Genomic DNA, 13,832 nt, shown 5'->3' with positions numbered 1-13,832 from the left:
TTCGGGAAACATGCGCGCGGCTTGGACGCTGCTCCCGGTGTTGGCCGATTGCAGCGGGTGCCCAAGTCACCCTTTGCTTCCCATTCGCTGCCCAGGCGAGCGGCAGGCGTCGTTGTGCATGACGCCAGAAACCTTGCGCTTCCTCGTGGTCGGTGCCCACTGCCGAGGTCTGCGGTGTGTTGCTGCAGCCCCGGGATTCGCCAGTCGCGCAAGGTGGAATGGTTGCCCGCGAGTGTACGACAGGCCCTTGACTGCCGCAAGGCGCGGGGCGCTTGCCTAAGCACATTGCGACGCAACAGGCGGCAACGCTTCAGGTAAACTCTGTTTTTCGCATTTTTTTCAGGCTTGGAGGCATTCCATGATCGTATTCGTGACCGGCGCGACGGCCGGCTTCGGTGCAGCCATTGCGCGACGCTTCGTGCGGGAAGGCCATCGCGTGATCGCTGCCGGCCGCCGCCAAGATCGCCTGGATGCGCTCAAGGCCGAGCTGGGTGATGCACTCCTGCCGGTCGTGCTGGATGTGCTGGATGCCGCTGCTGTTGCCGCGCTGCCGGGCTCGCTGCCGGAAGGCTGGCGCGAGGTCGACGTGCTGGTCAACAACGCCGGCTTGGCGCTCGGCCTGGAACCCGCTCAACGTGCGGATCTGACCGACTGGGACCGCATGATCGGCACCAACTGCTCCGGCCTGGTCCATATGACGCGCGCGTTGCTTCCGGCCATGGTCGAGCGCAATCGTGGCCATGTCATCAACATCGGCTCGATTGCCGGGACGTACCCGTACCCGGGCGGCAACGTGTATGGCGCGACCAAGGCGTTCGTGCGCCAGTTCTCGCTGAACCTGCGCGCTGACCTGACCGGCACCCGCGTGCGCGTATCGAACATCGAGCCGGGCCTGTGCTCGGGCACTGAGTTCTCCAACGTCCGTTTCAAGGGCGACGATGCCCGCGTGGACAAGGTCTACGAAGGCACGGAGGCGCTCACCGCCGACGACATCGCCGAAGCCGTCTACTGGATGGCAGCGCTGCCGCCGCACTTCAATGTCAACGCAATCGAGCTCATGCCCGTTTGCCAGTCATTCTCGGCCACGAGCTTGACGCGAGACATGGCTTGAATCGTGTCATGCAGGGTTTGCCACACCGCGCAAGCCCTCGGCCGGCCAGTGGATGGCTGGCTGTCACATGAGCCTTGGTAAAATTGCCGGATGTCTTCTTTTGACTGGAACCTGCGCGTGTATTGGGAAGATACCGACGCAGGCGGTGTAGTGTTCTACGCCAACTATCTGAAATTCTTTGAGCGCGCCCGCACCGAGTGGCTCCGCGCGCTCGGGGTCGACCAGCAGGCGCTGGCCGACACGACCGGGGCCATTTTTGTGGTGCGCAGCACCGCTGTGGACTACCGCGCACCTGCCCGCCTGGATGACCTGGTGCAGATCCGTTCGCGTATGGAACGGGTCGGCCCGGCGTCGGTCCAATTTGCCCAGGAAGGCTGGCGCGGTGACGTTCTACTCGCCTCAGGCACGATTCGTGTTGGATGTGTCGACCGGCTCACATTCCGTCCGACCCCGATCCCCGCTCCCGTACTCGCAACCATCAAAGCTGCCGCATGAATCCCGTCGAGGTCACACAAGATCTGTCGATCGTATCGCTGGTGCTGCACGCCAGTCTCTTGGTCCAGTTTGTCATGGGCCTGCTGCTGGTGATGTCGCTGTTCTCCTGGACGTACATCTTCCGCAAAGCCTTTGCACTGCGCGCCGCGCGCAGCCAGACCGAAACGTTCGAACGCGATTTCTGGGCCGGCGGTGATTTGCAGGCGCTGTACCAGAGCGCAGCCAACAACCGCCACAAGACGGGCGCGCTGGAGCGCATTTTCGAGGCCGGCATGCGCGAATACCTCAAAACGCGCGAGCAGCAGCGCGGCGGTGGTGACCCAAGCGCCATCCTCGACGCCGCCCGCCGCGCCATGCGCGCCGCCTACCAGCGCGAGATGGATTCGCTTGAATCGCACCTGCCGTTCCTGGCGTCGGTCGGCTCGGTCAGCCCGTACATTGGCCTGTTCGGCACGGTGTGGGGGATCATGAACGCCTTCCGCGGCTTGTCCAACGTGCAGCAGGCCACGCTGTCTGCGGTGGCGCCTGGTATTGCCGAAGCGCTGGTGGCCACGGCCATCGGCCTGTTCGCGGCCATTCCCGCGGTGATTGCCTACAACCGCTATGCCACCGAGCTGGACCGCCTGGCCAACCGGTTCGAGAGCTTCATGGAAGAGTTTTCGAACATCCTCCAGCGCCAGACGCGTTAAGCGCTAAGGAGCATCGTCATGGCTACCATCCAGCGAACGCGCCGCGCCCGACGGGCCAAGGCCGACATCAACGTCGTTCCGTACATCGACGTGATGTTGGTGCTGCTGGTCATCTTCATGGTGGCGGCGCCCGTGGTGAACCCCGGTGTGGTCAACCTGCCGACGGTGGCCAACGCCACGCCGCAACAGACCCAGCCGCCCATCGTCGTGACCATCAAGGGCGACGGCACAATCCTTGCTCGCATCAAGACGGGCTCGGGTGCCACCGAACAGAAGCTCGCCAACAACAATGAGCTGCGTGCCTTCGTCAAACAGCGTACCGATGAGAACCCCGATCAGCCGGTCGTCATTGCCGCCGACAAGGCCGTGCAGTACGACCGCGTGCTGACGGTGATGAGCGTATTGAAGGGCGACGGCGTCAAGCGCGTCGGCCTGATGGTGAAGTCGCAATGAACGCGAAGATGTTTCCGGGCGAGGCAACCTGAGTGAGCGTCATGGCGACAAGGTCAGTGAGCCCCGCGTTGCATCGTTACGAGCCTGTCCGCGAGCGCGGAACGCTGCGTGCGTTCGGGCTGGCAGTCCTCACGCATCTGCTGCTGATCACTTTCCTGTACTTTGGCGTGCAGTGGCAGAGCAGCACGCCGCGCGGCGAAGAAGCCGAGTTGTGGGATGAGGCAGCGGTTCAGCAGGCCGTGCAGACGGCGCCTCCTCCGCCCGAGGTCAAACCGGAACCCGTTATCAAGGCGCCGCCGACCAAGGTGGAAGAGGAAGCCGACATCGCGCTGGAGCAGAAGCACAAGCGCGAGCGGGAAGCCGCGGCCGCAGCAACTGCCGCGCGCGAGGCTGAACTCGCCCGCCGGGCCGCCGAGGACCGCGCTGAAGCCCAGCGCCAGGCGCAGCTGAAAGTGCAGAAAGAACAGCAGGCCCGCCAGGCGGAACTTCAACGCAAGGCCCAGGCCGAACAGCAGGCCAAGGAAAAGGCCGCCGCTGCTGAGGCGCAGGCCCGCAAAAATGCGCAACTGCAAGCCCAGGCGGAAGCCAAGGCCAAGGCAGACGCCGAAGCGAAGCAGAAAGAGTTGAAGGCGAAGGCTGCGGCAGATGCGAAGGCCAAGGCAGACGCAGGACGCAAGGCGGCCGAATCGAAGGCCAATGCCCAGCGCAACGCCAATCTGGCGCGCATGCAGGCCCTGGCGGGTGGTGCCGGCAAGGCAGAGGGCTCGGGTGGTGGCGTTGGCAACGCACAGGGTACGGGCGGTACGGCATCGGCCGGGTATGCCGAGCGCGTGCGCGCCAAGGTCAAGCCGAACATCGTGTTCGACCCGGGCGCCATCAGCGGCAACCCGGCGGCAGTGGTGGCGGTGACGATGGCGCCGGACGGCTCGATCCTGTCCAAGCGGCTGACCAAATCGAGCGGCAACGGCGCCTATGACGAAGCCGTGATGCGTGCGGTGGAGCGCTCCGATCCGCTGCCGCGCGATACCAACGGCAAGGCACCGTCAAGCGTCAACCTGACCTTCCGGCCCAAGGAATAACGTGCTGGCGTCGCCTCGGCGGCGCTGGCTTCCGGTTCACAGATTTGATACGGACGATGAACATGATGAAGATGTGGATTCCGATCTTCCGACGCGCTGCGCAGGCGCTGCTGCTGACGGCAGCATGCGCCGGCGTGGCCCACGCCCAGCTCAACGTGGAGATTTCGGGGGTCGGATCGAGCCAGTACCCGATTGCCATCGCCAACTTCCAGGGCGAGGCAGAAGCCCCGCAGAACCTCTCGGCGATTGTCCGGGCTGACTTGGTGCGCAGCGGCCGCTTCTCCAACGTGGATGTCGCCGGCGCCGTGGTGCCGGACAATCCGGCCCCGGACCTGGGTGCCTGGAAAACCCGCGGTGCCGCTGCCTTCGTGGGCGGCACCGTGACCCGCAATGGCGACCGCTACGAAATCCGCTTCCGCCTGTACGACACCGCCAAGGGTGAGAGCCTGGGCGGTCTGTCGCTCACGCGCGGCCCTGGGCAATTGCGTCTGGCTGCGCATGAAATTGCCGATTACATCTATCAGAAGCTGATCGGTGAGCGCGGCGTGTTTGCGACGCGTCTGTCGTATGTGTCGAAGGTGGGCCGTCGCTATCAGCTGCAAATTTCCGATTCGGATGGCGCCAACCCGCAGGTTGCGCTGACGAGCAACGAGCCGATCATCTCGCCGGCGTGGTCGCCGGATGGCACCAAGGTCGCGTATGTGTCGTTCGAGCTCAAGAAGCCGGTGGTGTACGTGCACGACCTCGTGGCCGGTCGCCGCACGGTGATCTCGAACCAGAAGGGCAACAACTCGGCGCCGTCGTGGTCGCCGGATGGCCGCCGCGTGGCGGTGGCGCTCTCGCGTGACGGCAATACGCAGGTCTATGTGGTCAACGCCGATGGCTCGGGCCTGCGCCGCCTGACCCGTAGCAGCGCGATCGACACCGAACCGTCGTTCTCGCCGGATGGCCGCTCAATCTATTTCACCAGCGACCGTGGCGGCGCACCGCAGATCTATCGCATGTCTGCCGATGGCGAAGAGGCGGGGGGCGCGCAGCGCGTGACCTTCAAGGGTGGCTACAACACAAGCCCCCGCGTGTCGCCGGACGGCAAGCTGCTGGCCTATATCTCGCGCGTAGGTGGTGGGTTCCGCCTGTACACGCAGGACCTGACCAACGGCGATGTGAACGCGCTGACGGATACTTCCTACGATGAATCCCCGAGCTTTGCCGCCAACGGCAAGTTCATCCTGTATTCCACGCGTGTGGGCGGCAAGACGGTGCTGGCAGCGGTGTCGACCGATGGCCGTACGCGTCAGATTCTTTCCCTCCAGGCCGGCGAAGTTCGTGAGCCGGCGTGGGGTCCTTTCATGCAGTAACGAAGCAGTTCCTCTAGGAGAAATCGGACATGTCGAAGTCCCAAACCATGATCAAACTCGCAGCCATTGCCACGCTGCTGGCCCTGGGCGCTTGCAGCTCGGGCGTGAAGCTGGATGACACCGCCAAGAACGGCACGGGCGGTGCAGGCACGGGTGCTGACACCCGCACGGTCACCCCGGTGGACGTGGGCCGTGACGAGCTGACCGACCCGAACAGCCCGCTGGCCAAGCGCAGCATCTACTTCGATTTCGACAGCTACTCGGTCAAGTCGGAATACCAAGGCCTGCTGGGCCAGCACTCGCGCTACCTGCAGTCGCACAACCAGCGCAAGGTCCTGATCCAGGGCAACACCGACGAGCGCGGCACCAGCGAGTACAACCTGGCCCTGGGCCAGAAGCGTGCTGAAGCCGTGCGCCGTGCACTGTCGTCGATGGGCGTGCCTGACAGCCAGATGGAAGCCGTGAGCCTGGGCAAGGAAAAGCCGCAGGCCACCGGTCACGACGAAGAGTCGTGGGCACAGAACCGCCGCGCCGACATCGTTTACTGATCGGCACGGTTTGAGGTTGGACGCGCCGGCTGCGATGCTGCGGCCGGCGTTCTTACGTTGGCAATCATATGGGTCTGTTGGTACCAAAAACGTACGCACGCAAGGGACAGATGAGCCGCAGGGCTAGGCGTGGACAGCGCCGCTTGGTTATTCCAAGCAAGCTGGTCACAACGACGCCATGCGGCTCATCTGCCCCTTGCTCTTCGGGTTGGCTCGAGCGGGGGCCATCTGCTTTGTCGGCGTGCCTTGCAAAGGGAATGACCTTTTGCGGCGGCATCCTTCGCGCATCTGGCCCCCGCTCGGGCCAACGTGCGCACGTTTTTGGTACCAACAGACCCATGACTACGATGATGAAACAGCGCGCGTATGACGCCATGCGTCGGGCCATCTTGATGGCGACGCTTGTCGCAGGTGGCGCCCTGGCCATGGCCGGCCCGGCGGCAGCAGGGGTGTTTGACGACGATGAGGCGCGTCGCGCCATCATCGACATGCGCGAGAAATTCAACACCTTCCAGTCGAGCGCCGCGCAGCGTATCGACCAGAACAGCAAAAACCTGATCGACGCGCAGAACCAGATCGAGACGCTCAAGTCCGAAGTGGCGCGCCTGCGTGGCCAGAATGAGGTGCTGCAGAATTCTGTCGACACGCTGACCAAGCAGCAGAAGGATTACTACGCCGACCTCGACGCGCGTCTGAAGAAATTCGAGCCGCAACAGGCCACGGTGGAAGGCCGCGAAGGCACGGTCCAGCCCGGCGAGAAGGATGAGTATGACGCCGCGCTCAAGCGGTTCCAGGGCGGTGATTTCAAGGGGGCGGGCAACCAGTTCTCGGCCTTCGTGAAGAAATATCCGCAGAGCCCGTATCTGCCGCTGGCGCAGTTCTGGCTGGGCAACGCGCTGTATGCGCAGCGTGACTACAAGGGGTCGAGCTACGTGCTGGAGAGCATGGCGCGCGCCAACCCGCAGCACCCGAAGGCGGCCGACGCATTGCTGCAGGTGGCAACCAACCAGGGTGAATCGGGTCAGAAGGCCGCCGCACGCAAGACGCTGGAAGCGGTGGTCGCTCAGTACCCGGGCAGCGAGCAGGCCAAGACTGCGGAAAGCCGTCTGAAGACGATGCGCTGATCGGTGAATTGCTCGTGTGGTTGATCGACGCCCGCCCGTGGCTGCACCGGCGGGCGTTTTTCATGCCAGCGCGCCAATGCGCGGTATGTGCGGCAAGGGGCGCGGCCAGCGTGGCAGCGCGCTAAAATGCGGGCCTTCCCCTGATGTGCTCCACAAGACTTCGCTCATGAAAAAACGCGCCATCGTCCTGCTGTCCGGCGGGCTGGACTCCGCCACCGTGCTCGCCATGGCCAATGCCGATGGCTTTGAGACCTACGCGCTGTCAATGCGCTACGGGCAGCGCCACTCGTCCGAGCTGGAAGCCGCCAAGAAGGTGGCGGCGGCACTCGGTGCCGTGCGCCACGAGATCGTCGATCTGGATCTGCGCAAGTTCGGTGGCTCCGCGCTGACTGACGACACGCTCGACGTGCCGACCGAGGGTGCGCATGAAGGTATCCCCATCACCTACGTGCCGGCGCGCAACACCATCATGCTGTCGCTGGCGCTTGGCTGGGCCGAGGCCGTGGGTGCGCGTGACCTGTTTTTCGGCGCCAATGCGGTCGACTACTCCGGCTACCCGGATTGCCGCCCCGAATACGTTGCCGCCTATGAGACGCTCGCCAATCTGGCCACCAAGGCCGGCGTGGAAGGTGAACGCATCCGTGTGAACGCGCCCATCATCGCCATGACCAAGGCGGAGATCATCCAGGCCGGTGTGCGATTGGGCGTCGACTACGGCATGACGGTGTCGTGCTACAAGGCGGACGCCGAAGGCCGTGCCTGCGGCGTATGCGATTCGTGCCGTATCCGCAAGGCTGGTTTTGAGGCTGCCGGCGTACCCGACCCGACGCGCTACGTCTGACACCATGCCCGAACTCGATCTCAACGCGCTGTCCCACACGGTGCTGTGGGCGACTTTTGCGCTCACCTTTGTGTTTGGCGCGCTTCTGCAGCGCACGCACTTCTGCACGATGGGTGCGGTGTCCGACGCCATCAACATCGGTGATTGGAGTCGCGTGCGCATGTGGGTGCTGGCCATTGGCGTGGCCATGATCGGTACCGGGTGCTTAAGCTGGCTGGGCCTGATCGACACGAGCAAGACCCTCTACACGGCCAACAAGCTGCTGTGGCTGTCCTCGCTGGTGGGCGGGCTGCTGTTCGGCTTCGGCATGGTGCTGGGCTCGGGTTGCGGCAGCAAGACGCTGGTGCGCATCGGCGGCGGCAATCTCAAGTCGGTGGTGGTGTTCGTGTTCCTCGGGTTGTCGGCGTACATGACGCTCAAGGGCGTGTTTGGCGTGGTGCGTGTGGCGACCGTCGACAACGTCGCGATGACACTGCCGACCTCGCAGGACTTGCCGAGCGTGCTGGGCCATGCACTGTCAGTGGATGTGCGTACGCTGCGTCTGGCGCTCGCGCTGGTGATTGGTGGGGCACTGTCGCTGTGGGCGCTGCTCGGGCGTGACTTCCGTACGGTCGACAATCTGCTCGGCGGCGTTGGCGTCGGGCTCATCATCGTGGCCATGTGGTACGTGTCGGGTCACCTCGGCTATGTGCAGGAAGATCCGAACACGCTGCAGGAGGCGTTCGTTGCCACCAACAGCGGCCGCATGGAGGCGCTGAGCTTCGTCGCCCCCGTGTCATACACGCTGGAGTGGCTGATGTTCTTCAGCGATACGTCGCGCGTGCTGACGGTGGGCATCGTGAGTGTGCTGGGCGTGATTGCTGGCTCCGCCGTGGTGGCGCTGGCCACGCGCACGTTCCGCTGGGAAGGCTTTGCCAATGCCGAAGACACCGGCAATCACATCATCGGCGGCATCCTGATGGGCGCTGGCGGCGTGACGGCGCTGGGTTGCACGATCGGGCAGGGGCTGTCGGGCGTGTCGACGCTGGCGATCGGTTCGTTCATCGCGCTGGCGGGCATTGTGATCGGCGCGGTGCTGGCGTTCCGCTATCAGATGTGGCGGATGGAACGCCTGGTCTGAGGGGCGTTGACAGAACCGCAGTTATCTTCCTATAATCGCGGTCTTTGGGGTCTTTAGCTCAGTCGGTAGAGCAGTAGACTTTTAATCTATTGGTCGCGGGTTCGAATCCCGCAGGACCCACCAAATTTCAGAGGGCTCGACAGCAATGTCGGGCCCTTTGTCTTTTGTGCGGCGCTATCCTGTGCGTCGTCCCTGCGCGTGTCATTCACCGGCCTACGTCCATGCCTCTGCGCCTCTACCTCGCTGGTCCCGATGTCTTCCGCCCGCAACCGGTTGCCCATGGCGAAGCGCTGAAGCAACTGTGCGCGGAGTTCGGCTTCACCGGCCTGTATCCGCTCGACAACGCAATCGCCCCACAAGCCAACGGCCTAGCGACCGCCGCCGAGATCTACCGACAAAACATCGCACTGATCGATTCGGCGGACGCCGTGATCGCCAACGTGGCGGACTTCCGCGGCTATGAGCCTGACTCTGGCACGTGCTTCGAAATCGGCTACGCCATCGCGCGCGGCAAAGACGTGTGGTGCTACAACGTGCCCGCCGTGCCACTCCTCGCGCAGGTGCCGAACACCCAAGGCAGTGATGCCGACGGCTGGACTGTGGAAGACTTCGGCTTGCCGCGCAACCTGATGATCGCGTGCAGCAGCCGCCTGGTGGTGGGCGATGCGCGCGCATGCCTGGAGCAGATGCGCGCACACTATGCGGGCGCGTAGTTGCGCATAGTCGCGCGGCCGATAAGCGTATGCGGATTGCTTCCTTCAGGGCGGCAGGGGCTGTCCGTATAGTGCGTGCACCGGATAACCTGCCGGACGAGGCACCGCATGAAGCTCGACGACCTGCATCAACTCCCTGATCTCACACACCTGTTGGCCGAACTGGCCTCCACCGCTGCGCAACGCGATCAGCAAGGCGGTCATGCTGCGCATGAGAAGGCAGCAATTGCACGCGCAGGTTTACTGCCGTTGGTCATCCCCACCCAGTACGGCGGCGCAGGTGTAGGCTGGGCCGATGCCTTTGCCGCCGTGCGTGCCATCGCTGCGGTCGACAGCTCCCTCGGGCATCTGCTGGCCTTCCAGTACCTGCAGACCACCACGGTGTATCTGTACGGCTCCGACGCGCAACGCGAACGCTTTCTGCGCCCGACTGCGGAACTGGGCTGGTGGTGGGGCAATGCCGTCAACCCGCTCGATCATCGGCTGCGCGCGCAGCGCTCCGGTAGTGGCTGGGTGCTCGACGGGGAAAAGGGTTTCTGTTCGGGCACGCTGGGTTCGAACATGATGGTGGTGTCCGCCCATGATGAGGCGAGTGGCAAGACCGTAGTCGCCGTGGTGCCGACGGCGCGCTACGGCATCACGGTGCGCGACGACTGGCATCCCATCGGCCAGCGCCAGACCGATAGCGCCACCGTGCAGTTTCGTCATGTGCAGGTGAGCGAAGACGAAGTGCTGGCCGGGCCCGACAACGTCTTCACGCCGTATCAGACCTTGCGCTCGTGCGTTGCGCAGAACGTGCTGGTCAATCTCTACACCGGCATTGCTGCGGGTGCGCTGGATGAGGCGCGCAAGGTCACGTTGCATACATCGCGGCCGTGGCTCACCTCCGGCGTGGAGCGCGCGGCAGACGACCCCTATCAGATCCAGCGCTTTGGCGAGATGCGCGTGCAATGGCTCGCTGCTGAAGCCCTGGCCGATCGTGCCATCCAGCGGCTGGACCGCGCGTGGCGCAAGGGGGCTGCGCTCACCGCTGACGAGCGCGCCGAGGTCTCGCTCGTCACGGCCGAAGCCAAGGTGGCGGCACATCGTGCGGCGCTGTTCATCAGCCAGGAAATGTTTGAGGCGACGGGCGCGCGCTCTACCAAGGCCGCACTCGCACTGGACCGCTTCTGGCGCAACGCACGCACGCATACGCTGCACGATCCGCTCGACTACAAACTGCGCGCCATCGGCCGCTACGCGCTGGAAGGCATCCTGCCGGATGCCACGGTCTACGGCTGAGCGCGTATCGATCTGCGCTTTCCTTCGTTGGCACATGGCCCGCGCGGGCGGTGTAATGTGGAATTCGTTCGCTGCCGTGAACTGTCTACTTTCATCATGTCTGACGTTGCCCTTGCCACCCCGGCTGCCCCTGAGGCGCCTGCCGTTCACACCGCCCGTTTCCACGTTCGTCGTCTGCCTGACGCGCCGCTCGGCGCCGAGATTCTGGGGCTTGCCGACGCGGCTGACCTGTCCGACGCCGACATTGCCGCAATCCGCCAGGCGTGGCTTGCGCACGATGGTTTGCTCGTCTTTCGCGACGTACAGCTCACACCGGAGTCGCAAGTCGAATTCAGCCGCCGCTTTGGCCCGTTGCAGGTGCACGTGCTCAATCAGTTTCATCTGGCGGGGCACCCGGAAATCCTGGTGGTTTCCAACGTGGTGGAGAACGGCAAGCCGATCGGCTTGGGAGATGCGGGGCGCGACTGGCATTCGGATCTCTCGTACAAGCCGCTGCCGAGCCTGGGCTCGCTGCTGCTGACGCGTGAACTGCCGGCGGAGGGCGGCGATACGCTGTTTGCCAGCATGGTCCGCGCATTCGAGACGCTGCCCACAGAACTCAAGCGCGTGATCGAGGGCCGCCGTGCGGTGCATTCGTACGTGTACCGCTACGAGCGATTGCGGGTGCTATCGACCTGGCGTCCGCCGCTGTCGCAGGCGCAGATCGATGCCGTGCCACCGGTCGATCATCCGGTCGTGCGCACGCACCCGGAGACGGGCAAGCGCGCGCTCTTCGTCAACGAAGGCTTTACCTCGCACATCCTTGGTCTTCCGGAAGACGAAAGCGCCAGCGTGCTGGAGCAGCTCTTCGCCCACAGCGTCCGCGCAGACAACGTCTACACGCACCAATGGCGCGCAGGCGACATGCTGTTCTGGGACAACCGGTCGACCATCCATTTCGCGCCAGGCTGCCCCGACACCTATCGCCGCACGCTGCATCGCACGACCATTGAGGGCGACGTCCCCGTTTAAAGCCCGGCTTCGCGCAGGCGCGCATCAATGGTGGCGAGCGTGAGCGTCTGTGCGAAGAGCCGTGCGAGCGACTGGCTGGCGTGCTGTGAGACCGCGTCTGCGTTGGCCCAGCGGTACGCATCCATCTCGGGGATCAGGCGCCCTGTGTGATAGCTGTTGAACATCGAGGTGCAGGTCAGTGCGTCGAGCGCGACCTCGGCGCGGCGCAGGCGTGTGGCGAACAGATGCAGCTCCTTGTCGCGCCGGAACGGAACGCGGCCGAGTTCGACCAGCGCGTGCCCATCGAGGTCGAGGCCGGTTTCTTCACGCGTCTCCCGTAATGCGGTATCGCGGTAGCTTTCGCCCGGTTCAGGGGCCCCCTTGGGGATGTCCCAGTGGCGCGTTTCCGTGGCATGGGCGAGCAGGACTTCGGCGTCTTCGTTGAGCAGCACAAGACCACAGGACAGGGCGATCGGCATGGCTACTTGCCCCCACCGCGCTGCACGATGCGCGCGGTCAGCAACTGGTGATCACGGCTGAACAGGCGCCGGTAGGCAAGCAGCACCGCCGCCACCGTGCCGAGCCCGGAGGACGCCGCCAGCAAAAACATGATGACGATCTGGTAGCGCACGGCCTCCAGCGGCGACTGCCCAGCCAGTACCTGGCCCGTCATCATGCCGGGCAGGCTCACCACACCCACGACAGACATCTGGTTGATGATCGGCGTCAAGCCGGCGCGCACGGCGGTTCGTGCGGCGTTGCGTGCCGCCTCCCAGCGCATGCCGCCCAGTGCGAGCACCGTTTCCACCTGGTCACGTGTCGCGATCAACTCGCCGGTCATGCGTTCCAGCGCCAGGCCGACGCCCGTGAGCGTGTTGCCGAGAATCATCCCCATGATCGGAATCGCGTACTGCGGTTCGTACCACGGCCGGGCATGCAGCACGACGATCAACCCGATCGCACCGATCAGCCACGTGCTGCCGAAGACGGACAGCGTCCCGTCGATTCGCAGCCCTGCGTAAGCGCGCGCGCCGCGGCTGCCAGTGGCGTGCCCCGCAATCAGCGTCATGACGGCAACCACGCCCAGCACCACCATCCAGTACGCATGGGCGAACACCCATTCGAGCACGAAGCCGATCGCCAGCAATTGCACGACGGTGCGCACGGCAGCCCACGCGAGGCGTCGCTCCAGCCCGAGACCCAACCCGATCGACAGCGCGCCGTTCACGAGGATGAGCGCCGCTGCGACGCCGACCTGCCAGGCGGAGAGCGTCAGTTCTTGGCCATTCATCGTGTCACCCCGGTACGCAGTCGGCCGGCTTCCATGCGCCAGTGCTGTTGGCCGATGCGCGCGGCCTGTTCCGGATCGTGCGTGATCCACACCCAGGCGCGCCGGTCGGGTGCCTGGGCAAACCAATGCTGCAGCAGTGTTTCAATGGCGTGCGCGGAGGCGGGGTCCAGGGCCGCGGTCGGCTCGTCGAGCAGCAGCACGGCGGGGTCGGTTTGCAGGGTGCGGACGAGCGCGGCAATCTGCGCCTCGCCGCCGGAAAGGTCGGTGGCGGTCTTGTCGAGAAAGCTGGCGTCGCGCTCGGCGCGAGTCAGCATGCTGATGGTGGCGTCGCGGTCAAACGATGTACGGCCCAGACGCGCGTGCAATTGGTAAGGCAGGCGGAGGTTGTCTTCCACCGTGCCAGGCAGCAGCGCGGGGCGCTGGCGCACGTAGGCGACCTGACAGCGATAGGCCGGGACGGCCCGCGCGGCAATCGTCTCACCGCGCCATGTCACATGACCATCATCGACCGGGTCCAGCAGGGCCAACGCACGCAGCAACACACTCTTGCCGGCCCCCGACGGACCCGTGAGCGCAATGCGTTCGCCCGGCCGCACGGCTAGCGAAGTCGGGTGCAACAGCGTGGCACCGGTGCGCGCGTCGCGGCGGTGGAGGTCGGTGGCGGTCAGCATGGCGTGGGCAGAGCGTGTTGCGTACGGTACGGCATCAATGCAGTGCTTTTATGCATTATGCATATGAG

Annotated in this window: 16 protein-coding genes, 1 tRNA gene and 1 riboswitch; of the genes, 14 read left to right on the top strand and 3 right to left on the bottom strand. The window is 64.7% G+C overall.

Annotated features, from left to right (window positions below):
* Positions 1-82 precede the first annotated feature (82 nt).
* A riboswitch (ZMP/ZTP riboswitch) is annotated at positions 83-218 on the bottom strand.
* A gap of 140 nt (positions 219-358) precedes the next feature.
* The 14 genes from ydfG (at position 359) to C404_RS44195 (ending at position 11,823) form a co-directional block, all read left to right on the top strand.
* Positions 359-1,111 carry a bifunctional NADP-dependent 3-hydroxy acid dehydrogenase/3-hydroxypropionate dehydrogenase YdfG gene (ydfG, locus tag C404_RS44260; protein WP_021195234.1) on the top strand — a complete coding sequence of 251 codons (753 nt, stop codon included), beginning with the start codon at positions 359-361 and terminating at the stop codon, positions 1,109-1,111.
* Between the two features lie 90 nt (positions 1,112-1,201).
* Positions 1,202-1,606 carry a tol-pal system-associated acyl-CoA thioesterase gene (ybgC, locus tag C404_RS44255; protein ID WP_021195233.1) on the top strand — a complete coding sequence of 135 codons (405 nt, stop codon included), beginning with the start codon at positions 1,202-1,204 and terminating at the stop codon, positions 1,604-1,606.
* Complete coding sequence (gene tolQ / locus C404_RS44250) at positions 1,603-2,295, top strand: protein TolQ (RefSeq protein WP_021195232.1); 693 nt, start codon at positions 1,603-1,605, stop codon at positions 2,293-2,295. The genes ybgC and tolQ overlap by 4 nt, the downstream gene beginning before the upstream one ends.
* Positions 2,296-2,313: 18 nt before the next feature.
* Positions 2,314-2,748, top strand: a complete 435-nt coding sequence (gene tolR / locus C404_RS44245; RefSeq protein WP_021195231.1) for a protein TolR — start codon at positions 2,314-2,316, stop codon at positions 2,746-2,748.
* A 41-nt stretch (positions 2,749-2,789) separates the two neighbouring features.
* Positions 2,790-3,827, top strand: coding sequence for a cell envelope integrity protein TolA (gene tolA / locus C404_RS44240; RefSeq protein WP_031329449.1), 1,038 nt, complete (start codon positions 2,790-2,792; stop codon positions 3,825-3,827).
* 56 nt (positions 3,828-3,883) lie between these two features.
* A complete protein-coding gene (gene tolB / locus C404_RS44235) occupies positions 3,884-5,185 on the top strand; it encodes a Tol-Pal system beta propeller repeat protein TolB (RefSeq protein WP_021195229.1) in 1,302 nt (433 codons plus the stop codon).
* A 29-nt stretch (positions 5,186-5,214) separates the two neighbouring features.
* Positions 5,215-5,733 (top strand): peptidoglycan-associated lipoprotein Pal, encoded by a 519-nt coding sequence (gene pal / locus C404_RS44230; protein ID WP_021195228.1) that lies wholly within the window; start codon positions 5,215-5,217, stop codon positions 5,731-5,733.
* A gap of 338 nt (positions 5,734-6,071) precedes the next feature.
* Positions 6,072-6,857, top strand: a complete 786-nt coding sequence (ybgF, locus tag C404_RS44225) for a tol-pal system protein YbgF (protein ID WP_031329447.1) — start codon at positions 6,072-6,074, stop codon at positions 6,855-6,857.
* A 166-nt stretch (positions 6,858-7,023) separates the two neighbouring features.
* Entirely contained in the window at positions 7,024-7,698 is a 675-nt protein-coding gene (queC, locus tag C404_RS44220) for a 7-cyano-7-deazaguanine synthase QueC (RefSeq protein ID WP_021195226.1), read from the top strand.
* A gap of 4 nt (positions 7,699-7,702) precedes the next feature.
* Entirely contained in the window at positions 7,703-8,818 is a 1,116-nt protein-coding gene (locus C404_RS44215) for a YeeE/YedE family protein (protein WP_021195225.1), read from the top strand.
* Between the two features lie 47 nt (positions 8,819-8,865).
* Positions 8,866-8,941: transfer RNA gene (locus C404_RS44210), tRNA-Lys, on the top strand.
* A gap of 98 nt (positions 8,942-9,039) precedes the next feature.
* Positions 9,040-9,531 carry a nucleoside 2-deoxyribosyltransferase gene (locus C404_RS44205; RefSeq protein WP_021195224.1) on the top strand — a complete coding sequence of 164 codons (492 nt, stop codon included), beginning with the start codon at positions 9,040-9,042 and terminating at the stop codon, positions 9,529-9,531.
* A gap of 108 nt (positions 9,532-9,639) precedes the next feature.
* On the top strand, positions 9,640-10,812 hold the full coding sequence (locus tag C404_RS44200) for an acyl-CoA dehydrogenase family protein (RefSeq protein WP_021195223.1): 1,173 nt from the start codon (positions 9,640-9,642) through the stop codon (positions 10,810-10,812).
* Between the two features lie 96 nt (positions 10,813-10,908).
* Positions 10,909-11,823: a TauD/TfdA dioxygenase family protein gene (locus C404_RS44195; RefSeq protein WP_021195222.1), complete on the top strand. Its 915-nt coding sequence runs from the start codon at positions 10,909-10,911 to the stop codon at positions 11,821-11,823.
* Here the strand turns inward: C404_RS44195 and C404_RS44190 are convergent.
* Genes C404_RS44190 through C404_RS44180 form a run of 3 tightly spaced genes read right to left on the bottom strand, consistent with a single transcriptional unit; the run spans position 11,820 to position 13,764 of the window.
* Positions 11,820-12,281: an NUDIX domain-containing protein gene (locus tag C404_RS44190; RefSeq protein ID WP_021195221.1), complete on the bottom strand. Its 462-nt coding sequence runs from the start codon at positions 12,279-12,281 to the stop codon at positions 11,820-11,822. The two genes, C404_RS44195 and C404_RS44190, sit on opposite strands and share 4 nt — an antisense overlap.
* 2 nt (positions 12,282-12,283) lie before the next feature.
* The gene (locus C404_RS44185; protein WP_021195220.1) at positions 12,284-13,093 is read right to left on the bottom strand and encodes an ABC transporter permease; all 810 of its coding nucleotides are present in this window, start codon (positions 13,091-13,093) and stop codon (positions 12,284-12,286) included.
* Positions 13,090-13,764 carry an ABC transporter ATP-binding protein gene (locus C404_RS44180; RefSeq protein ID WP_021195219.1) on the bottom strand — a complete coding sequence of 225 codons (675 nt, stop codon included), beginning with the start codon at positions 13,762-13,764 and terminating at the stop codon, positions 13,090-13,092. Before C404_RS44180 ends, C404_RS44185 begins: the two co-directional genes overlap by 4 nt.
* Positions 13,765-13,832 lie beyond the last annotated feature (68 nt).

Source organism: Ralstonia sp. AU12-08, assembly GCF_000442475.1.
Classification (GTDB): domain Bacteria; phylum Pseudomonadota; class Gammaproteobacteria; order Burkholderiales; family Burkholderiaceae; genus Ralstonia; species Ralstonia insidiosa.
This window is presented reverse-complemented; position numbering and strand designations above follow the sequence as displayed.